Origin of the sequence: Flavobacterium bizetiae (assembly GCF_902804475.1) — a bacterium.
Classification (GTDB): Bacteria; Bacteroidota; Bacteroidia; order Flavobacteriales; family Flavobacteriaceae; genus Flavobacterium; species Flavobacterium bizetiae.
The window spans coordinates 153,592-174,450 of record NZ_CADCSU010000065.1 but is presented as its reverse complement, the minus strand read 5'-3'; the positions used below and the strand labels follow the sequence as shown (position 1 = coordinate 174,450).

Here is a 20,859-nt window from a genome sequence, read left to right as displayed (position 1 = left end):
ACATAATTAAAACACAACTTTTTATTTAACCGCAAAGAGCGCTAAGTTTTTTCGCAAAGTTCGCTATGTTTTTTTTTGCTGGCTCGAAAAAAAAAGGAACGTGAAGATCGCTAAGCTTTATGTAAAATTTAATTTATGTAGAAGGTTTAACCGCAAAGAACGCTAAGTTTTGCGCAAGGTTCGAAAAGGTTTATTTGCTTTTCGATATTTTTTTTAGCCACAAATTTCACAAATTATCACAAATTACAAGCCGCGTAAAGCTTTGTGAACTTTGAATTCTTTCATTCAGGGAGGTTAAATCCTTGGCGAACTTTGCGAAAAAACTTAGCGCTCTTTGCAGTTAAAAACTTTATAGTTAAAAAAAATCTTAGCAGTTATTTAAAATATTTTTATACTTTTGCAATCATCAGATGATATGACAACCTATGGCTTTAATCAATAAAAAATCTCTCGCAGAAGAAGTTGCTTCAAAATTACAGGAGCAAATATCTCTTGGTCAGTATAAGATCAACGAGAAATTACCTATTGAAGCAGAGCTTATGAAAAGCTTTGGCGTTGGACGTTCTTCGATAAGAGAGGCGATGAAGTTACTGACTAATTCTGGTTTGCTGCGGATTCAGCAAGGGGTTGGTACCTTTGTTCAGGAAGTTACCGGTACGCAAGAACCAATGGATCAGCGATTGAAACGTGCAAGTCTCAAGGATTTAGATGAAGTTAGGCAATTGTTAGAGTTAAAAATTGCCGAAAAAGCGGCTATCAACAGAACAGATGATGATATCGTTGCCATGAAACAACATTTGGCCAATAGAATGAAAACGGCTAATGAGGGATTGCTTGAGGAATGTGTCGAAGCGGATATACAATTTCACATTGCGATTGCAGAAGCATCAAAAAATGAAATCCTCGCTGATTTGTATAAGTCGGTATCAAAACATTTAAAAAAGGAGTTTCTTAAACTTTATCCGGATACAGAGGTATTTAAAGAAACTTATATTATACACGAACAACTTCTCAAAAATATTATTGCAAAAGATCCTAAAAAGACATGGAATACTGTTGCTAAAATAATAGGAGAGAATAATTACTAATTTTTTTACCCAATTCATCAGATGATCTGATTTTTTATCACATTATGAAAACAACTACTATTAACAATTCGAAACAGTTGGCTCAACAAACTGTTTTCTCGATTTTATTTACAATCAGTTTTACGCATTTTATTAATGATATGCTTCAGGCGGTTGTTCCTGCGGTATACCCTATTATAAAAGATAAATTTCATTTGACTTTTACCGAAATCGGTCTAATCACCCTAACCTATCAACTAACGGCTTCTATTTTACAACCGTTTATTGGGTTTTACACCGATAAAAAACCACGTCCGTATTCGCTGGCCATTGCTATGGTTTTTACTCTTTTAGGGTTGGCTGCTGTAGCGGTAGCTTCAAGCTTTGTAAATATTTTACTTGCTGTTAGTTTAATCGGTGTTGGTTCTTCGATATTTCATCCTGAAGCTTCGAGGGTTGCTCACATGGCTTCTGGCGGAAAAAGAGGTTTGGCGCAATCTATTTTTCAATTAGGAGGAAACGCAGGAAGCGCCATTGGGCCTTTGCTTGCGGCTATTATTGTCGTTCCTTACGGACAGTTTAATATTATCTGGTTTTGTCTTGCGGCGGCTGTTGGGATTCTTATTCTTTCGGGAGTTGCAAAATGGTATCAGGAACATTTGAATCTTAAAGCAAAAAATAAATCTCTTGGGGCAGAAGAAAAACACCATTCGCTTTCAAAACAAAAAGTAATTTTCTCGTTGGGTATTTTATTAGTATTGATTTTTTCTAAATACTTCTACATGGCCAGTATGACAAGTTATTATACTTTTTATCTTATCGATAAATTTCACGTTTCTGTACAGGAATCTCAAATTTACCTTTTTGCATTTCTTGGTGCTGTAGCTGCAGGAACATTGTTTGGTGGAGCTTTAGGTGATCGTTTTGGTCGAAAGTATATCATATGGATTTCTATTCTTGGAGTTGCTCCTTTTACATTATTATTGCCGTACGCTTCTCTTTTCTGGACCGGAATTTTATCTGTAATTATTGGTTTAATTATATCTTCAGCTTTCTCGGCAATTTTGGTTTATGCCACAGAATTAGTTCCCGGTAAAGTAGGTTTAATTGCTGGTCTTTTCTTTGGATTGGCTTTTGGTATGGGCGGATTAGGTTCTGCAATTTTAGGAAAATTAGCAGACTCTACTAGTATTGAATATGTTTTTAAGGTTTGTGCTTTTTTACCTTTAATAGGTGTTTTAACAAGCTTCCTTCCGAATATTGAAGGAAAGAGAAAAGCTTCTGCAGAAGATTAAATTGTTTTTTACTAATTCGATTATTATATAAAAAAAGCGCTGAATGTAATGATTCAGCGCTTTTTTGCTTGTATTAAAACCCAAGATTATTGGTTGGATCTGTAAAACTGCAGCTACATTCCCTGCGAATATTTTTAGATTGTTTAAAAATGTATTTAATGTAAAACTGGTGCGATGATGGCGCATATTTTCCTAATCCGTTTATATTATAATCGTACGCATAACCCGCCTGAAAATCTTGCAGGAGATTAATTCCCATCATTCCAGTGATCGCTGAGTTCCATCGGTACGAAGCTCCAAACCTAAACTTTTCCCTAAATTCAAAATTAAGGGCAAAATCTATTGCTAATGGCGCATTTTCGACTGCTTTTGCCAATATCGAAGGTTTAAATAACAAATCATCATTTATACGAGTCTGATAGCCTGTTGTAAAATAAATTTGAGGCATAGTTGTAATTGTCGAGGTCTTGATAGTTGGGTTATAACTTTCCTTAATAAAATTAGGTGTAGATAAACCAATAAACCAATTGGGAGTATTAAATAAAAGCCCTACTCCTACTCTTGGAGTTACCTGATTTTCGATGTTATTCTGAAAACTTAAATCATCAGCATTATTAAGGTCAAGGCGGCTATAATCGATGTCAAGAATACTCAAACCGGCTTTAAGTCCAAAACTCAACATATTTAATTCGTCTGTATAAATGGTATACGAGTAATCTCCTGTAATAACGATATTCTGTGTTACTCCCAGCTTTTGATTCGTAACATTAAATCCGGCTCCCATATTAAGATCTATGGGGATGTTAATATTAAGATTTTGCGTTTCTGGAGCGCCATCAAAACCGGCAAATTGTGTGCGGTGAATTAGTAGCACGCTTCCGTCAAAAAAACCTGCAAAAGCGGGATTAAAACTCGACATATTGAGTTTGTAATCTGAAAATTGAGCATCTTGCTGCGCTTTTGCAGAAAACAAAGTAAATGTAAAGAGCAGAGTTGCTATAATATTGAATCTCATTTGAAATATTTGGTTTTTAGATTAAGGATTTAGGTGTAAAAAGCCTGTTTTTGTAACCCTTTTATTATCATGATTCGTGAAACTAAAAACATAATAATAGGTTCCAAAAGGAAGCAAACCTTTTCCGCTGCCTAAACCTTTGTTTGCAACGCCTCTAAATAAATTTTCTCCGTTTCCGTAATTGGCCGTTTCAAAGACTAAACTTCCCCAACTATCAAAAATTTCGAGTCTATTTTCCGGGAAAGTTGTCGCTCCTTCTATCTCAAAATAATCATTTTTCCCGTCGCCATTTGCTGAGATTCCGTTGTATACTTTAACATCGCAATAGCGAAAAACAACTTCTACTTCAAATCTTTTAGAACTTTCGCATTCTGCTCCTGTATAAGATGCGTAATACTTATGATTGTCCTCCAAAACTGTTGTAGATCCTAATGCAAAACCTCCTGTGGGGGTTTCATACCATAAAACTTCTTCTTCGTTTGTGATAAGATCGGTCACGGTTGCTTCTTTTTCTTTACACATAAATTGTATCGCATTTCCTGTTGGTGCCAAAGCATCATTGACAATAATGGTCACGGCAACGCGATCGCTATAACAACTTCCGTTGTAATTAGCAGCATAGTAGATTCCGCTGGTTAAAGCTGTATTAGAAGATAATGTCTGAGAAGATGAAGCGTCTTTAAACCATTTTAAATAGGCACTGTTTACCGCTATACTCGATATAACAGGATTTTCGATAGCACAAAACTCTTGTGTTAAATTCGAAAATGTTGGGAGCGAAAGAGGAAGAACAGTTACTATTGCAGTTGCAGAAGCTAAATTTCCACTTTTATCTCTTACAGTGAGTGTTACAATATTGTCTCCAAGATTACTGCAGTTAAAAGTAGTTTTGTCTAAAGTCATTTTATCTATGGTACAATTATCTGTAGAGCCATTGTCTATTTGAGCCTCGGTTATTACTGAATCTCCTGAAAGATTAAGCTGAACAGTAATATTTTGAGTTATAACTATCGGACTTATTTTATCCTGAACAGTAACGGTCGCATTTTTTGAGGCTGAATTTCCGTTAACGTCCGTCACCGTAAGTATCACGTTATTAGCACCAATATTCGAACAAGTAAAAGATGTTTTATTAATTTCTATTTTATCTATTGCGCAATTGTCGGTTGAACCATTGTCAATCTCTGCAGCTGTTATGACAGCGTTTCCTGAAGCATCTAATTCAATGGTTATATTCTGAGTGATAACGATCGGTTTCAATTTGTCTTCGATTTTTACCGTTGCTATTTTTGAAGCTGAATTTCCGTTTACATCTGTAACAGTAAGCGTAACGATATTGTCTCCCATATTCGAACAATCAAAATTGGTTTTGTCTAAACTCATAGTAGCAATAGCACAGTTATCTGTTGAACCATTATTTATCAGCGCCGGAACTATTACCGCATTTCCTATTGCATCGAGTTGAACTGTTATATTTTGGGAGATAACAGTTGGGGGGATCAAATCTTTAACAGTAACTACAGCAATTCCGGACGCTGAATTTCCACTTTTATCGGTTAGGTTAAGTGCTACATTATTATCTCCAATATTCGAACAATCGAATGTCATCTTGTCTAAAGTCATCGTATCGATTCCACAGTTATCAGTTGAACCATTATCGATTTGAGATTCAGTTATAGTTGCTTTTCCTAAAGCATCAAGCTGAACGGCAATATTCTGTATTATTACTATTGGTTTTACCTGATCTTCAATTGTAACTATTGCTGTTTTTGAAGCTGAATTTCCGTTGACATCTAAAACGGTTAGCGTTACTGTATTGGCTCCAACATTCGAACAATTAAAATCTGTTTTGTCTAAAGTGATTTTATCAATCAAGCAATTATCGCTTGAACCATTATCGATTTGTGTCGGAGTTATAATAGCTTTTCCTGATGCGTCCAATTGCACAGTTATATCCTGTGTTACAACCGTTGGCTTTACTTGATCTTCAATAGTAACTGTTGCTGTCTTTGAATCTGAATTTCCATTAACATCCAAAACGGTTAGTGTTACTGTATTTATTCCAATATTTGAACAATCAAAATCTGTTTTGTCTAAAGTGATTTTGTCCATGGCACAATTATCAGTTGAACCATTATCGATTTGAGATTCTGTTATAATTGCTTTTCCTAATGCGTCAAGTTGAACTGTAATATTCTGTGTTACAACCGTTGGTTTTACTTTATCTTCAATAGTAACTATAGCTGTTTTTGAATCTGAATTTCCGTTGATATCCAAAACCGTAAGCGTTACTGTATTGGCTCCAACATTCGAACAATCAAAATCTGTTTTATCTAACGTTAATTTGTCAATAGCACAATTATCGGTTGAACCATTATCGATTTGAGATTCTGTTATAGTTGCTTTTCCGAATGCGTCAAGTTGAACAATTATATTCTGTGTCTCAACTGTTGGCTTTACTTTATCTTCAATAGTAACTGTTGCTGTCTTTGAATCTGAATTTCCGTTGACATCTGTAGAGGTAAGCGTTACTGTGTTTGCTCCGACATTGGTACAATTAAAATCAATTTTGTCTAAAGTTATTGTAGCAATACCACAATTATCCGATGAACCATTATTGATTTCTTCCGCGGTTATCGTTGCTTTTCCTAAAGCATCTAATTGTACAGTAATGTTCTGCGTAACCACTATTGGTTTTACTTTATCTTCAACTGTAACTATTGCTGTCTTTGAATCTGAATTTCCGTTGACATCCAAAACTGTAAGCATTACTATATTGGCTCCAACATTGGTACAATCAAAATTTGTTTTGTCTAAAGTGATTTTGTCAATGGCACAATTATCGGTTGAGCCATTATCGATTTGAGATTCGGTAATAGTTGCTTTTCCTAAAGCGTCAAGCTGTACGGTAATATTCTGTGTTATAACCTTTGGTTTTATTTGATCTTCAATTGTAACTATTGCAGTTTTTGAATCTGAATTTCCGTTGACATCCAAAACTGTAAGCGTTACTGTATTGGCTCCAACATTCGAACAATCAAAATCTGTTTTATCTAACGTTAATTTGTCAATAACACAATTATCAGACGAGCCATTATTGATTTGAGATTCGTTTATAGTTACTTTTCCTAAAGCGTCAAGCTGAACAGTAATATTCTGTGTTATAACTGTTGGTTTTACTTTATCTTCAATAGTAACTGTTGCTGTCTTTGAATCTGAATTTCCATTAACATCTAAAACGGTTAGCGTTACTGTATTGGCCCCAACATTGGTACAATCAAAATTTGTTTTGTCTAAAGTTATTTTGTCGATAGCACAATTGTCAGTTGAACCATTATCAATTTGTGTCGGAGTTATAGCTGCTTTTCCTAAAACGTCAAGTTGAACGGTAATATTCTGTATTACAACCGTTGGTTTTACTTTGTCTTCTACGGTAACTATTGCTGTTTTGGAATCTGAATTTCCATTAACATCCAAAACTGTAAGTGTTACTCTATTAGCTCCAACATTGGTACAATCAAAATCTGTTTTGTCTAAAGTTATTTTGTCAATAGCACAATTATCTGTTGAACCATTATCGATTTGAGATTCGGTAATAGTTGCTTTTCCTAAAGCGTCAAGCTGTACGGTAATATTCTGTGTTATAACCTTTGGTTTTATTTGATCTTCAATTGTAACTATTGCAGTTTTTGAATCTGAATTTCCGTTGACATCTAAAACCGTAAGTGTTACCGTATTCGCTCCAACATTCGAACAATCATAATCTGTTTTGTCTAACGTTATTTTGTCAATGGCACAATTATCAGACGAGCCATTATTGATTTGAGATTCGTTTATAGTTACTTTTCCTAAAGCGTCAAGCTGAACAGTAATATTATGTGTTATAACTGTTGGTTTTACTTTGTCTTCGATTGTAACTATTGAGGTAGTGGTATTGCTCCCTCCGTTAGTATCAGTAATGGTCAGACTAACAATATTAGCACCTATGTTTGTACAATCGAAAGTATTTTTATCGATCGAAAGATCAAAACCACAATTACCAGTAGAACCATTGTCAATATCACTTGGCTGAATTATTGCTTTACCAAAAGTATCAAGTTGTAACGTTATATTCTTGGCCTTTGCTGTAACCGGAATTTCAGTTTCATCAGTAGCTGTTATTATAAAAATTTCATTACTAACTACTCCGCTTGAAGAAACGGATCTTACACGAATAGAATAAGTGGATCTTATTTCAAAATCAAAACATGTAGCGCTTTGCAGAGTATTACCAGAAATTGTAAAATAACTATTATCATCATCTCCATCACCACTTACCAAAGAATAACTGTAAGACGTATTTCCGTCAAAAAATGAAAATAAATTCCCAACGGTAGTTCCTCCGGGTTTATTTTCAGGAATAGATTTATTACTTAATTCAATATTATTTACTTGATAATATTGTCCTGCTGTTACCCATTGCACACAATCCGTTTGAGTAAAAAATTGATGATTATAATCTAATGTAGCAGGCGTTACATTAAGATTTGCTTCATAAAAATTAAAATAGTAAGGTAGAGTTGCACTCACAAATACATTATCAGGAAATTTATATTGGCTACCAATATATTGTACGTCTGACACAATACCGAAACCTCTTGATAAAATTGGTGTGATCAAATAATTAGGCTTATTAAAACCAATAGTCCTATTACTATTATTAGATAATAATACTACAGATCCGTCTTTAATTTCGATAGATCCTGTAAAATTTGCAGATGGATCAGAATATATCACAATAATAGTAGCACCATTCATATCATCGTTTAAAGTGGCTGCTGTAGGTATCCCAGAAACAACATAGTCGCCATTTCCTGTAATGATCGTCTTAATATTTGCTCTAAATGATTTAGTATTATTATAACCCCAGCAAGCATCTGGTGTTGTTCCTATAAGAGAGGCTGCATATGATTCGACTATATTTGACGGATTATTAATAGATAAATTAAAAAAAGATAAACTACTTATGGTTGAACCTGCCATATATAGAAAAGCATCCTCAATAATTGCCCCCACAGGAATACCTGTAATTCTAAATGTTGGGATAGGAGTTCCATAAGAATCAACTCCTCTTTGCTTTGTTACTCTTGTGGACGATACATAGTTGAGACCTATTTTCGTTTTTGAATAAGATGAATTTAAATCACCATCACCATTTGCTAATATTTTTGTGGGAACACCAATTAAAAAAATATAATGGATTAAGAAGAAAAGTAGTTTTTTTTTCATGTATTGAATCAGAAATTAATAGTGGCCGTATTAAAGTATAAATCAGAAGGTATATTCATTTACAAATGAAGCGCACAATAAATACTTATGGGGTTGTTGACAAATGTAATTCACACATTATACTTTCAACAGCATCAAAGGGGGACAAATAAGGGACATTTTTATTCAAAAAACCATTAAAACCAACACTTTACAAATTACGTTGTAAAAACTAATAGATTTTTTTTACTATTTTTACGCACCAAATTTGATAACCACTGATAAAAACGTAATGCTTTTTAAAAAATCATATTGTTTCCTTTTATTACTTTTTATTGTACAAGTAAAGTCCCAAAACGTTCCATTACAGATTCCGTCCCAACCAAGTAAAATCGACAACATCGAGGCACTTTTGGTTCAAATAAAGTCTTTTGATACTGATACCATTTCATTAAAAAAATATCTTGACCCTTTAAGCAAATCAAAAGAATATAAATCTTTGTACGAAGGTTTGCTTGCTAACGGATACAGTGATTTTTATAAGACCACCAATTCAAAAAGTAATTTTTATTATTTAAATTCTATAAAAAGTGCTGCAGTACAAAAGGATGTGTCTCTTCAAATCTGGACTCAACTTAACTATATCAGCTATCTCTACCTTTACAGGGATTATATAAGCATGACGCCAAGGTTGTTGCAAGTAATTGATCAAATAAAAAAATTGCCTGTCGATGAAATTATTCTTCCGGGAGAAACTTTCAAAAAAATTGGCTGGATGCTGCAAACTCTTGAAGATTATCCTGAGTCATTGTATTACTTAAATCTTGCCACAAAATATACTCCCCAAAAAACTGCCGAATTTGCTTCGCTAATGGATAATATTGGTATGAACTATTTTCGTATGGGAAATGACAAGGCAGCCGAATCTTATTTTAATAAAACGGCTGTTCTAGCAAAGCAAATTAAGGATCAAGTGCGATATGCTAAAGCTTTAGGTAATCTGGCGCTTGTGAAACAAAAGCGAGGCGATTTGCAGACAGCGATTTCTTTATTGAAAGAAGATATCAAAATTTCAGAACAGGAACAAAGTAACCAGAATACAATGTATGCCTCTATTCTTTTGGCCGAATTGTACATAAAAAACAGTAATCTTAATCAGGCAGAAGAAATACTATACAAAGCTAAAGAAATTGCCGATTCGAAATCCTATTTCAAAAAATCAGAATTGCAGATCATCAAACTTAAATTAGATATTTTAAAACAACAAAATAAAACAGACAATGAGTTAGCGCTCAGAAGAAGAATGATTGTTTTAGAAGATTCTCTAAAAAACAAAGATGGTGATATCGCTATAAGTAATGCAAACTGGGTCATTCAGAAAACAAAATTCCAACAAAATATAAACAGAACAGCAGATGAGGTCAAGCATGAATCTGCAATGAAAAACATTTATGCAGTCGTGATTATTATGGCTTTTATATTGGCTGTATTTATATTTTTAAATTTCAAAAAACAATTAAAAAACAGGCAATTACAATACAATCAAAAAGTTACTTTATTAGAATTAGAAAAAATAAAAACGGAACATAAACTAACCGAAGCAAATGAAAATTTAAATGCCCAAATCGATTATTTAAAAGATAAGAATATCCAGATCAAAAAATTAAAAAGCGAGATCGGCCAAATTAAACAATCATCATCTCACTATCTCGAAAAAGAAAATAAAAAACTGAGCACTTTGCTTGAATCTCATTTAATGACAGAGAATAACTGGAACATCTTTAAGAGAGAATTTCAAAAAGAACACCCTGAATTTCACCAATTATTGCAAAATGATTTTCCTGAGATTACAGATTCTAATAAAAGAATTTTATTGTTACAGAAACTAAATTTCAATAATAACGAAATTGCCGAATTACTAGGTATTACCCCCGATGCCGTTAAAAAATCAAAACAAAGACTTAAGAAAAAACTGGGATCAAAATTTGATCTTCTTTTTGAACATATCAATTCAAAATCGGCCTGATAAACATTCAGATTATTATATAAAAAAAGCGCTGAATGTATTGATTCAGCGCTTTTTTGCTTTTTATAATAATGAGTATTACCAGCCTTTTACAGCTCCGCCTTTAAATTCTTTAAGAGCTGCTGCTTCAACTTCCGGAGATTGAAAAGCCTGTAAAAACTGTTTTACTTTTTCTTCGTTTTTATTGTCTTCACGACTTACTACCAAGTTTACATAAGGAGAATCTTTGTCCTCAACAAACAAAGCATCGCGAGACGGAACTAATCCTGCCTGAGAAGCAAAAGTATTGTTGATAATGGCAATCGTTACATTTGCATCTTCAAGAACTCTTGGTAATTGAGGCGCTTCTAATTCTAATATTTTAAGCTTTTTAGGATTACTTACAATATCTGTTACTTTAGGCAATAAACCAACTCCTTCTTTCAATTTTAGCAAACCGTTTTTCTCTAAAAGCAATAACGAACGTCCACCGTTCGTTGGGTCATTTGGAATAACAATTGTGCTTTCATCCTTAAGATCTGCAAGGCTTTTTATTTTTTTAGAATATCCTGCAATTGGATAAATAAATGTTTTACCAATAATAGCCAATTTATATCCGCGTTGTTTTGATTGCTCGTCAAGATATGGTTTGTGCTGAAAAGCATTTGCATCAATATCTCCCAAACTCAAAGCTTCGTTAGGAATCACGTAATCGTTAAAAGAAATTAACTCTACTTCAAGTCCGTATTTTTCTTTTGCTACTTTTTTAGCTGCTTCAGCTACTTTATATTCCGGTCCTGTTGCAACACCTACTTTTATGTGGTGCGGATCATTATTTTTAGCTTTGCCACAATTCACTAATGAAAGTGTCAAGACAGCGATTCCAACTATTTTCAAAAAATTTAGTTTCGTATTCATTATTGTATTTTTTAATTTTTAATTCTTAATTTTTAATTGAATTTATCTATGATCAAATCGTTTGGATAAAAAGTCACCCGCAAACTGAATCACGAATACCAAAAGCACCAATAATATCAGAACCGAATTCATGATTACGGCATCGTATCCAATATATCCGTACTGATACCCCACTTGTCCTAAACCTCCGGCTCCAACTGCTCCACCCATTGCAGAATATCCTACAAGTGTGATTAAAGTGATCGATGTCGCATTTATTAAAGAAGGTAATGCTTCCGGAAGCAATACTTTATATACAATTTGCAAAGGTGTCGCTCCCAAAGCTCTTGCCGCTTCGATTAATCCTGAAGGCAAACCTAAAAGGCTATTCTCTACCAATCGGGCAATAAATGGTGCTGCGCCAATACTTAACGGAACTAAAGCCGCACTTACACCAATAGAAGTTCCGACCAGTGTTTTTGTAAACGGAATCATCCATACAATTAATATAATAAACGGAATTGAACGAAAAATATTCACCAAAACCGATAACGTTCTATTTAAAACGGGTTGCTCCAAAATTTGATTTTTTCTCGTAAGGAAGAGCAAAATACCGGTTGGAAGTCCTAACACAAAACCAAAAAAGCCCGACACAAATGTCATCACGATGGTTTCCCAGGTACCGTTTAATAATAAGGTAATAGTAGAATCAGACATAACCTATGATTTCTGTTTTTATATGTTTAGAAATAAAATATTCAATTGCAGCTTCGTAGTTCTCGCGCTTTCCTGACAATTCGATCAGCATTACACCAAAATTTACATCACCAGCCTGATCCATTTGCGCACTAACAATTTTAAAATTAGTATCAAACAATCTCGAAACTTCTGAAATAACAGGTTCGTTTACCGATTTACCAGTCATTTCTAATCTCAACAACGGACTCAAACCTTCGCCATCCTGTTTTTGCAAACGTTCATGATATACTCGCGGAATATCAAGATGCAACGACGAAGCAATAAATTCTTTAGTTAATTCGTGTTTTGGATCGGCAAAAATTTCTCCTACACTTCCCTGCTCTATCAACTTTCCATGGCTAATTACGGCAACTTCATCGCAAATCGATTTTACAACTTCCATTTGGTGCGTAATCAGCAGGACCGTAATATTTAAACGACGATTAATATCCTTCAGTAAATTCAAAATAGATCTTGTCGTTGCAGGATCAAGCGCACTTGTCGCCTCATCGCACAACAATACTTTTGGGTTATTGGCCAATGTTCTCGCAATGGCAACCCTTTGTTTTTGACCTCCCGAAAGGCTTGCAGGATAATCATTTGCTTTTTCGGCCAAACCTACTAACTGCAACAATTCAAAAACACGAGTTTTAATATCCCCTTTTGAAACATCAGCCAATTCTAACGGAAAAGCTACATTTTCGAAAACCGTACGTGACGAAAGCAAGTTAAAATGCTGAAAAATCATTCCAATTTGTCTTCTCTCGATCGCCAATTGCGCATTCGATAATTGCATTAACGATTTCCCGTCTACAATAATTTCTCCCGAAGTTGGTCTTTCCAGCAAGTTCACGCAACGAATCAAAGTACTTTTTCCAGCTCCCGAAGTTCCAATTACACCAAAGATTTTCCCTGGTGGAACTTTAAGCGAAACATCTGACAAAGCCGAAACGATTCGGTTTTTCTGATGAAAATTCTTGGTGACATTTTTTAATTCAATCATTTTCTTTATTCAAATTAAATCTGCTACATCCACAGACATAAATACTTAACGCATCTGAAATTCTAAAATTTAAAATCAAAAAGCCTTTCAATAAATTATGAAAGGCTTCAGAAATAAATAATTTTATTTTTATATATAAGCCAGTTCATACCATCGCATAGTCGCGCAACACATGTTGCAGCTATAATAATTGGTATTCTGGTTATTGTTTTTCATTGCTGCGGCAAATTTAAAGAGATAATTTGAATTTCAATACAAAATTACAAACTTTTTTTATCCTATCGATGTAGTAGGTTTTGTTTTAAAATTACGATCTGATTTCTGCTGTCCGCTGTATCTTTTTGTTTTTAAAGAAAAAACAAAAAGAATGCCGCTCCCATCAGAACTAGGGCAACCGGTCTCATAAGAATTATTCGGTTTTATGGCACGCGGATAGCACAGATTCGCTTCGCGAAAACACGGATATTCGCTGAATTTTATTTTTCTCGCACGGTAAACACTATCTTGTCGTCCTGAACGAAGGATCACACGCGGAATTCTACAAAGATTAACGATATTTTTTCGCAAAGCGAATCTGTGCTATCCGCATGTCATAAGTTTCCAAGGATTTTATTTCGAGGCATCTAATAATATCGCCAACTGAATACAAGGCGCGTCAGATCGATTACTCCAGGCGTGATTGGTGCCTCTTTGTACTACAATATCACCGGCTTGCAATAGGGTTTGGTCTTCATCTACAATAAGGTAAATTTCTCCGGAAAGAATTACGATATAATCCAGCGTATCGGTTTGATGCATTAACGGATGAGACTGACCTTGTTCTGCGATAATTCCTAAATCTTTATCAGGGGGAATCTGAACGTATCGAAAATAACTTCCGTTTTTGGGTGTATGCGGGAAAGCGATGTTTTCGATTATTTTTTCTTCTTCTAATTTTACAGGCATCGAATCTGTCGACCAAATATCAGATATAATCAAACCCGGAAAATGTTCTGAAACATTCGATATAATTGCATCTTTTTCGATTATTGATTTTCCGTTACGTATTCCTGTAACGATCCTTCTCGGAATTGTTTTCATAGTTTATTTATTTGCATAATTAATTTCTTTCCGTTTGTTTTGTTATCCCGAAGTATTTGATGTGCTTTTAAAACTGTTTCAACTTCCATGCCTCCAATTATTTCAATTGTTGGTGGTGTAATTGATTTTTCTTGTAATAATTGAGACAATTCGGTTAATCCGTTTTTATAATAATCGTATTGTTTTTCTAACCCAAATGCATAATTTGAAATATTGAGAATCGCTACTCCTTTGCTAAAAAGAATTTCACGCGAATCTGAAGTCGAAAAATTGGTAACATCTACATAAGTTCCATTTGTCTTTAGGAGTTTTGCTGCTGTAACGGCAATTTCATTTCCTACCAAATCGACTGCAAAATCAAAATGTGTCTTATTATTTAATGCTAAAGCAGTTTCGTAAACCTTATCATTTTTATAATTAATAATTTGATTTGGCTTCACGCCAAGATCTACTAATGATGCGATACTACTTTCGTTTCCTGCTGTAACAATACAATTGTGATTTTCTTTTTCGATCAATAATTTAAGAAGCATATTCCCTACTCCGCCAGCAGCTCCGGTGATAAAAATAGAATCTGATCGATTAGCTTTCATTCTATTAATGGCCTGCAAAGCTGTTAATCCTACCGAAGGTATTCCGGCGCCTTCTTCAGGCAAAATATTTTTGGGCAAATGCATTACAATTGCTGCGGGAACGCAAATATATTCAGCATAAGTACCATTTGATCCCATGCTTCCGGAACCACAAAAAACAGCATCTCCAATTTTAAAATCGGTTACCTTTTCTCCAACTGCCGAAACAACACCTGAAAATTCCCGACCTAAGATGGGCGAATGTAATAATTTGCGCTCCATAGCATTTTCGGTCATTTGATAATCGATTGGGTTAAATCCTGCTGCGGCAATTTTTACCTGAACGTCATGGTCTTTTGGTTGTGGCGTATTTACTTCTTCAAGATAAAATTCTCCATTTTGATGTAAAACGATTGCTTTCATTTTTCTTCTTTTATCCTACGAATGTACAGTGTAAATACTTTATTTTTGCTACGGGTTAACCCGAGGTAACCGGTTACCAAACAGAAACTACTATGGCAAAAATTAATGATAATGGTACGATTCGTGAAGCCAATTGTTCAGAAGAACTTATGGCCATGCGTGATAGTCTAGATGTTTTAGGAGGAAAATGGAAACTAATGATTTTGCGTTTTCTGACTAACAGAACGCATCAGGTAATTAATTTTAAGAAAATGCAACGCGAGATCGATGGTATTTCGGCCAAGATGCTGAGTAAAGAATTAAAGGAATTAGAAATTAATCTTCTGGTTTCGAGAACAGAGCAACAAACTAAACCAGTAACGGTAGTGTATGCCATTACGGAATATGGAAAATCAGTACTTCCGGTAACCGAAACTTTGGTCAATTGGGGATTAAGTCATCGCGAAAAGATTATTGAAAAGATTAGTAAATAATAGTATTCTATTCTAAAAATTTATAGCGTAATCCCAATTCAAATCCATCATTTGCATAAGTGACTGTATTGCCAATAAAACTAGAAATAGGATAAAAAGATGCCGAGTTTATCTAATGTAATTCCAAAAGAACTGTAACTAAATTCATTGGTATGGTACATCATTGATATATTCATGTTGTATTCCGGCATACTAAAATTTACTCCTTTATCAAAAACAAATTTTATTTTTTTGTCTGCAGTTAGTTAAAGATCTTTCTGTTAACGTAAGATTTCCATCACCGTAAACAAAAGTATCATCTCATATATTACTTTTTTTGCTTTAATTAAATAATTTCCAACTCAACTAATAGCAGCATTATTAAAATAAAACAAATCATTCTTAAAACCTTAATAAATGATTAAAATTGGTGTTTCTGCCCTAAATAAAATTGGTTTACTAATTTTAATTTTTACATTTGCGTTATTTTTAATTATTCTAAATAGATTCTCTATTATAATTGAATTTTTAGAAAATCGATAACAACCTTAAACAATATTTCAAAACAATAAATACCTCAATATGAAAAAGAATATTTTTATCTCTTTTACATTAATCGCTACTTTATTTGTTAGTGCTCAACAAAAAAACATTTTATTAGAACAGTCTTTTTGGAAAAATGCTCCAGATGTAACTGCCGTTAAAGCAGAAATTGCAAAAGGAAATAATCCGGCTGAAGCCAATGCAAATGCTTTTGATGTTGTGGTAATGGCGATTAACAATGATGCTCCTTTAGCAAGTATCAAATTCCTTTTGGATCAACCCGGAAATCCGCTAAATAAATCTACTCACGACAATCGTATTTATTTGCACTGGGCCGCTTACAGAGGAAATACTGAATTGGTAGAATATCTTATCGCTAAAGGTTCTGATGTTAATTTTGAAGACAGCCACGGCACTACTCCACTTGCTTTTGCTGCTGGTAACGGATTGCTTAATAAAGGTGTTTCTGAGGCTTTTTTTAAAGCAGGAATAGATCCTAAGAAAAAATATTCTGATGGCGCTAACCTATTACTTTTAGCTATTCCGTTTGATAAAGACTTAACGTTTTCTGACTATCTGATCACAAAAGGATTGTCTCTAAAAGATGTTGATGCTAACGGAAACACTGCTTTTGATTATGCTGCCAGAACCGGAAATGTTACTCTTTTGAAAAAATTAAAAGAAAAAGGCGTTAAACATACTGACAACGCACTTTTGATCGCGACACAAGGAACGCGTAGAGAAACTACTCCTCTTGAAACTTACAAATATTTTGTTGAAGAGGTGAAAATTAAACCTGTTTTTGTAAATAAATCAGGCAATAATGTGCTGCATCTTTTGGCTTCAAAACCAAATCAAACTGATATTATCAATTATTTTCTGGCTAAAGGAGTTGATGCAAACAAAGTAAATAACGATGGTAATACTTCGTTTATGATTGCTGCAGGAGCAAGAGAAAATGGTGTTTTAGAATTATTATTACCAAAAGCTAAAAACATCAACCTTCAGAATCTAAAAGGAGAATCAGCTTTAACAATGGCTGTACGTTCAGGAACTCCTGAAGCTGTTGCGTTGCTTTTAAACAAAGGTGCAGATGTTAATGTAAAAGACAAAGACGGAAACAATTTAGGCGTTTATCTAGTACAAGCGTATCGTCCTGCAGGTCGTGACGCAAATGCAAACGATCCTTTTGATGCTAAAGTAAAATTATTACAAGAAAAAGGTTTAAACCTTGCTGCTGCCCAAAAAGACGGAAGCACTTTGTACCACTTTGCTGCCGCTAAAAACGACCTGGGATTACTAAAAAAACTGGCTGCATTAAACATTGATGTTAATGCTAAAAATAAAGACGGAATGACCGCGCTGCACAAAGCTGCAATGGTAGCCAAAGATGATACGATCTTAAAATACTTTATTTCTGTTGGAGCTAAAAAAGACATCACTACAGAATTCGACGAAAGTGCTTATGCTTTGGCAAAAGAAAACGAGTCACTAACGAAGAATAATGTTTCTGTAGAATTTTTAAAATAAAACTTTTTAAATTCCAATATTTTTAAATTCCAATTTAATCTAAAGTCTAAAATCTAAAATAAGAATGAAATCAATACTTAAAATAGCTCTTACAAGCGCATTAATATGTTTAATCTCTTTTCAGGCAAATGCTCAGGCTAGCAAATACAAATGCATGCTTCAAATGGCCAATTATATGGGAGAAGGTGCTTATATCGTAGTTTCGCTTATTAATGCTAATGGTGATTACGAGAAAACACTTTATGTAATGGGCGATGATAAAAAATGGTACAAATCGCTGAAAGAATGGAATAAGTTTCAAACAGCAAAACCTGCTGATATCAGTGCTAAAACCGGAGCTTCGGTTACCGGTGGAGATCGCAGCATTACGACAATAGAAATCGATGATTCGAAAATTAATAAAGGATATAAACTACGATTTGAATCGGCTGTCGAGGATCAAAAATACCATGTAAATGATGTTGAAATTCCGCTTACCACAGAAGGTTTAGCCGATAAAACAGAAGGAAAAGGTTATATTAGATACGTGAGGTTAAACAAGATTTAATACTTTTAGTTCTAATAGTTCTAAGAAAACTTTTGTCAAAGTACGGTAACCACAATGATTGGCCTAGCCCCGATAGCAGTGGAAATCCTTTTGTGCCGGTGTTCGGCACAAAAGATTGAAACGGATAGCGGGATTAGCTCCTGAAAAAAATTATTTTATTCATTTTATTTTTGGCAAAAAAAATAGCAATTACATTTCAATAGATTACACTCAATGACTCTTTCTTTTTGGCGTTACGCACATTTAGCTTTGGCTTTGTTCTCTTCTTTATTTTTAATTTTAGCTTCGACTACAGGAATTATTCTGGCAGTAGATGCGATGCAGGAAAAAACACTTCCGTATAAAATAGAAAATTTCGATACAATAACGCTGGGAGAAACTTTACCGATTTTAAAAAAACAATATGCCGAAATTACGGAGTTAAGTGTAGATCACAATCAATTTGTAACGCTTCAGGCAATTGATGACGATGGTAACAACATTAATGCATACATAAATCCTAAAACGGGGAAACAATTAGGAACTCCGATAAAGAAAAGTGAATTTATTCAGTGGGTTACCGGCTTGCATCGTTCGTTGTTTCTTCATGAAACCGGACGTTTTTTTGTGGGTGTTATTTCGTTTCTGTTATTACTCATTGCCATTTCTGGTTTTGCCCTTGTTTTAAACAGACAAAGAGGCATTCGTAATTTTTTCTCGAAAGTAGTCAAAGAATATTTTGCCCAATATTATCACGTTGTTTTAGGTAGAATTGCCCTTATTCCTATTTTGATTATTGCGCTTACGGGAACGTATTTATCTCTGGAAAGATTTAATTTTTTCATGGGAAAAAAGAATAAGCAAAAAGAAAAAACGGAGATTGTAAAACCTTCAAAAGAAAACAAGACTTCGTTATTTGCGACCACACATTTGTCTGATGTTAAGAAAATTGAATTTCCTTTTACAGATGATCCTGAAGAATATTATATCATTCAGCTCAACGATCGCGAAATCGAAGTGAATCAGGTTACAGGCGCCGTTGTAACCGAAAAACGTTCGCCAATGAACGTTCAGTTATCTAATTTAAGTCTTAATTTGCATACCGGAAAAACCAACGGAATCTGGGCTTTTATATTGGCTCTTGCAAGTATAAATATTCTGTTTTTCATTTACTCCGGTTTTGCCATTACACTAAAAAGGAGGTCAAGCCGAATAAAAAATAAATTTAAAGCCAACGAAAGCAAATTTATCTTATTAGTTGGTTCTGAAAACGGAAGTTCATTGCGTTTTGCCAATGCGATTTTAAAACAATTAATTGGTCATGGCGAAAAAGCTTTTATTGCTGAATTGAACAGTTATACCGTTTTCCCAAAAGCAGAACATATTATTCTTTTCTCCTCTACGCACGGTTTAGGAGATGCGCCTTCTAATGGAGGCAAGTTTGTATCGCTTTTAAAGAAATATCCGCAACAGCAAAAAATCAATTATTCAGTAGTAGGTTTTGGTTCAAAAGCTTATCCTGATTTCTGCGAATTTGCTTTTGAAATTGACCGACAATTAGCACCCCAAACCTGGGCAGAACGTTTGCTCGACGTACAAACCGTAAACGATAAATCGGCAACAGAATTTGTAGAATGGATAAAATTATGGAGTGCCAAAACGGAAATTCCGTTATCGACAACGCCATCATTATACAATCATGTTCCTAAAGGTTTGCAAAAATTAATGGTGTTGGATAAAACATTGGTTTCTGAACACGAACAAACTTTTATATTGACTTTAAGAGCCAATGTAAGAGCCAAATTTAGTTCGGGCGATTTACTGGCTATTTATCCCGCAAACGATACCAGAGAACGCCTCTACTCTATCGGGAATCATTCCGGCAACGTGCAATTGGTTGTAAAACTACATCCGCACGGATTGGGTTCTGAGTTTCTAAACAATCTCGTTCCGGGAAATACCATCAAGGCAAGCATCATCAATAATAAAGCCTTTCATTTCCCTAAAAAAGTGTCTAAAGTAGCCTTCATTTCTAACGGAACCGGTATAGCGCCTTTCCTTGGAATGATCGAGCAAAATAAAACGAAAACAGAAACGCATCTTTATGCCGGTTTTAGAATGGAAACTGAAACGGTTTCAGGCTATAAAAAATTTACGGCAGAAATGATCCAAAAACAAAAACTTCAAAGTTTTCATTTGGCATTATCCCGCGAAGCAGAACATTTTTATGTCATGGATCTCATCAAACGCGATGCTGATTTTTTTATAGATTTGCTGCAACAAGGCGGTGTCATTATGATTTGCGGATCTCTTGCCATGCAAAAAGATGTCGAAGCTATTCTGGACAAATTATGTATTGAAAGAAGAATAAAAAGCATTGCAGATTTTAAAGAAAATGGTCAATTGCTGACGGATTGTTATTAGGTAAAATGTACCCTTAGGTACATTTTTCGAATCTTAATAAAA

General features: G+C 34.3%; 14 protein-coding genes. 7 read left to right on the top strand and 7 right to left on the bottom strand.

What is annotated here, in order from left to right; genetic code table 11:
• Positions 1-425 precede the first annotated feature (425 nt).
• Both FLACOL7796_RS07430 and FLACOL7796_RS07425 read left to right on the top strand, forming a co-directional pair.
• On the top strand, positions 426-1,088 hold the full coding sequence (locus tag FLACOL7796_RS07430; RefSeq protein ID WP_173970178.1) for a FadR/GntR family transcriptional regulator: 663 nt from the start codon (positions 426-428) through the stop codon (positions 1,086-1,088).
• A gap of 44 nt (positions 1,089-1,132) precedes the next feature.
• Positions 1,133-2,362 carry an MFS transporter gene (locus tag FLACOL7796_RS07425; protein ID WP_173970177.1) on the top strand — a complete coding sequence of 410 codons (1,230 nt, stop codon included), beginning with the start codon at positions 1,133-1,135 and terminating at the stop codon, positions 2,360-2,362.
• A gap of 73 nt (positions 2,363-2,435) precedes the next feature.
• On the opposite strand, the gene FLACOL7796_RS07420 is transcribed toward FLACOL7796_RS07425, so the two are convergent.
• Entirely contained in the window at positions 2,436-3,377 is a 942-nt protein-coding gene (locus FLACOL7796_RS07420; protein ID WP_173970176.1) for a PorP/SprF family type IX secretion system membrane protein, read from the bottom strand.
• Between the two features lie 21 nt (positions 3,378-3,398).
• Positions 3,399-8,645, bottom strand: a complete 5,247-nt coding sequence (locus FLACOL7796_RS07415; protein WP_173970175.1) for a T9SS type B sorting domain-containing protein — start codon at positions 8,643-8,645, stop codon at positions 3,399-3,401.
• A 271-nt stretch (positions 8,646-8,916) separates the two neighbouring features.
• Between FLACOL7796_RS07415 and FLACOL7796_RS07410 the strand changes: the two genes are divergently transcribed.
• Entirely contained in the window at positions 8,917-10,650 is a 1,734-nt protein-coding gene (locus FLACOL7796_RS07410) for a tetratricopeptide repeat protein (RefSeq protein WP_173970174.1), read from the top strand.
• Positions 10,651-10,728: 78 nt separating this feature from the next.
• Here FLACOL7796_RS07410 and metQ read toward each other — a convergent pair whose 3' ends face one another.
• The 5 genes from metQ to FLACOL7796_RS07385 form a co-directional block, all read right to left on the bottom strand.
• Positions 10,729-11,547, bottom strand: coding sequence for a methionine ABC transporter substrate-binding lipoprotein MetQ (gene metQ / locus FLACOL7796_RS07405; RefSeq protein ID WP_173970173.1), 819 nt, complete (start codon positions 11,545-11,547; stop codon positions 10,729-10,731).
• 42 nt (positions 11,548-11,589) lie between these two features.
• Entirely contained in the window at positions 11,590-12,243 is a 654-nt protein-coding gene (gene metI, locus FLACOL7796_RS07400; RefSeq protein ID WP_173970172.1) for a methionine ABC transporter permease MetI, read from the bottom strand.
• Positions 12,236-13,267 (bottom strand): methionine ABC transporter ATP-binding protein MetN, encoded by a 1,032-nt coding sequence (gene metN / locus FLACOL7796_RS07395; RefSeq protein ID WP_173970171.1) that lies wholly within the window; start codon positions 13,265-13,267, stop codon positions 12,236-12,238. The genes metI and metN overlap by 8 nt, the downstream gene beginning before the upstream one ends.
• 609 nt (positions 13,268-13,876) lie before the next feature.
• The gene (locus FLACOL7796_RS07390) at positions 13,877-14,347 is read right to left on the bottom strand and encodes a cupin domain-containing protein (RefSeq protein WP_173970170.1); all 471 of its coding nucleotides are present in this window, start codon (positions 14,345-14,347) and stop codon (positions 13,877-13,879) included.
• Complete coding sequence (locus FLACOL7796_RS07385) at positions 14,344-15,342, bottom strand: quinone oxidoreductase family protein (protein ID WP_173970169.1); 999 nt, start codon at positions 15,340-15,342, stop codon at positions 14,344-14,346. The genes FLACOL7796_RS07390 and FLACOL7796_RS07385 overlap by 4 nt, the downstream gene beginning before the upstream one ends.
• Positions 15,343-15,434: 92 nt before the next feature.
• On the opposite strand from FLACOL7796_RS07385, the gene FLACOL7796_RS07380 reads away from it, so the two are divergent.
• The 4 genes from FLACOL7796_RS07380 to FLACOL7796_RS07365 all read left to right on the top strand — a co-directional run bounded on the left by FLACOL7796_RS07380 (position 15,435) and on the right by FLACOL7796_RS07365 (position 20,817).
• A complete protein-coding gene (locus FLACOL7796_RS07380) occupies positions 15,435-15,815 on the top strand; it encodes a winged helix-turn-helix transcriptional regulator (RefSeq protein WP_173970168.1) in 381 nt (126 codons plus the stop codon).
• Positions 15,816-16,376: 561 nt separating this feature from the next.
• Positions 16,377-17,867 carry an ankyrin repeat domain-containing protein gene (locus FLACOL7796_RS07375; RefSeq protein WP_173970167.1) on the top strand — a complete coding sequence of 497 codons (1,491 nt, stop codon included), beginning with the start codon at positions 16,377-16,379 and terminating at the stop codon, positions 17,865-17,867.
• 64 nt (positions 17,868-17,931) lie between these two features.
• Positions 17,932-18,414, top strand: a complete 483-nt coding sequence (locus tag FLACOL7796_RS07370; RefSeq protein ID WP_173970166.1) for a DUF2271 domain-containing protein — start codon at positions 17,932-17,934, stop codon at positions 18,412-18,414.
• Between the two features lie 213 nt (positions 18,415-18,627).
• Positions 18,628-20,817, top strand: a complete 2,190-nt coding sequence (locus FLACOL7796_RS07365; protein ID WP_173970165.1) for a PepSY domain-containing protein — start codon at positions 18,628-18,630, stop codon at positions 20,815-20,817.
• Positions 20,818-20,859: the final 42 nt, after the last annotated feature.

Bases quoted from the DNA above. Each gene is read 5' to 3' on its own strand.
- metN (WP_173970171.1), bottom strand. From the start codon at position 13,267: ATGATTGAATTAAAAAATGTCACCAAGAATTTTCATCAGAAAAACCGA.
- metQ (WP_173970173.1), bottom strand. From the start codon at position 11,547: ATGAATACGAAACTAAATTTTTTGAAAATAGTTGGAATCGCTGTCTTG.
- metI (WP_173970172.1), bottom strand. From the start codon at position 12,243: ATGTCTGATTCTACTATTACCTTATTATTAAACGGTACCTGGGAAACC.
- FLACOL7796_RS07390 (WP_173970170.1), bottom strand. From the start codon at position 14,347: ATGAAAACAATTCCGAGAAGGATCGTTACAGGAATACGTAACGGAAAA.
- FLACOL7796_RS07410 (WP_173970174.1), top strand. From the start codon at position 8,917: ATGCTTTTTAAAAAATCATATTGTTTCCTTTTATTACTTTTTATTGTA.
- FLACOL7796_RS07380 (WP_173970168.1), top strand. From the start codon at position 15,435: ATGGCAAAAATTAATGATAATGGTACGATTCGTGAAGCCAATTGTTCA.
- FLACOL7796_RS07370 (WP_173970166.1), top strand. From the start codon at position 17,932: ATGAAATCAATACTTAAAATAGCTCTTACAAGCGCATTAATATGTTTA.
- FLACOL7796_RS07420 (WP_173970176.1), bottom strand. From the start codon at position 3,377: ATGAGATTCAATATTATAGCAACTCTGCTCTTTACATTTACTTTGTTT.
- FLACOL7796_RS07430 (WP_173970178.1), top strand. From the start codon at position 426: ATGGCTTTAATCAATAAAAAATCTCTCGCAGAAGAAGTTGCTTCAAAA.
- FLACOL7796_RS07385 (WP_173970169.1), bottom strand. From the start codon at position 15,342: ATGAAAGCAATCGTTTTACATCAAAATGGAGAATTTTATCTTGAAGAA.
- FLACOL7796_RS07375 (WP_173970167.1), top strand. From the start codon at position 16,377: ATGAAAAAGAATATTTTTATCTCTTTTACATTAATCGCTACTTTATTT.
- FLACOL7796_RS07365 (WP_173970165.1), top strand. From the start codon at position 18,628: ATGACTCTTTCTTTTTGGCGTTACGCACATTTAGCTTTGGCTTTGTTC.
- FLACOL7796_RS07415 (WP_173970175.1), bottom strand. From the start codon at position 8,645: ATGAAAAAAAAACTACTTTTCTTCTTAATCCATTATATTTTTTTAATT.
- FLACOL7796_RS07425 (WP_173970177.1), top strand. From the start codon at position 1,133: ATGAAAACAACTACTATTAACAATTCGAAACAGTTGGCTCAACAAACT.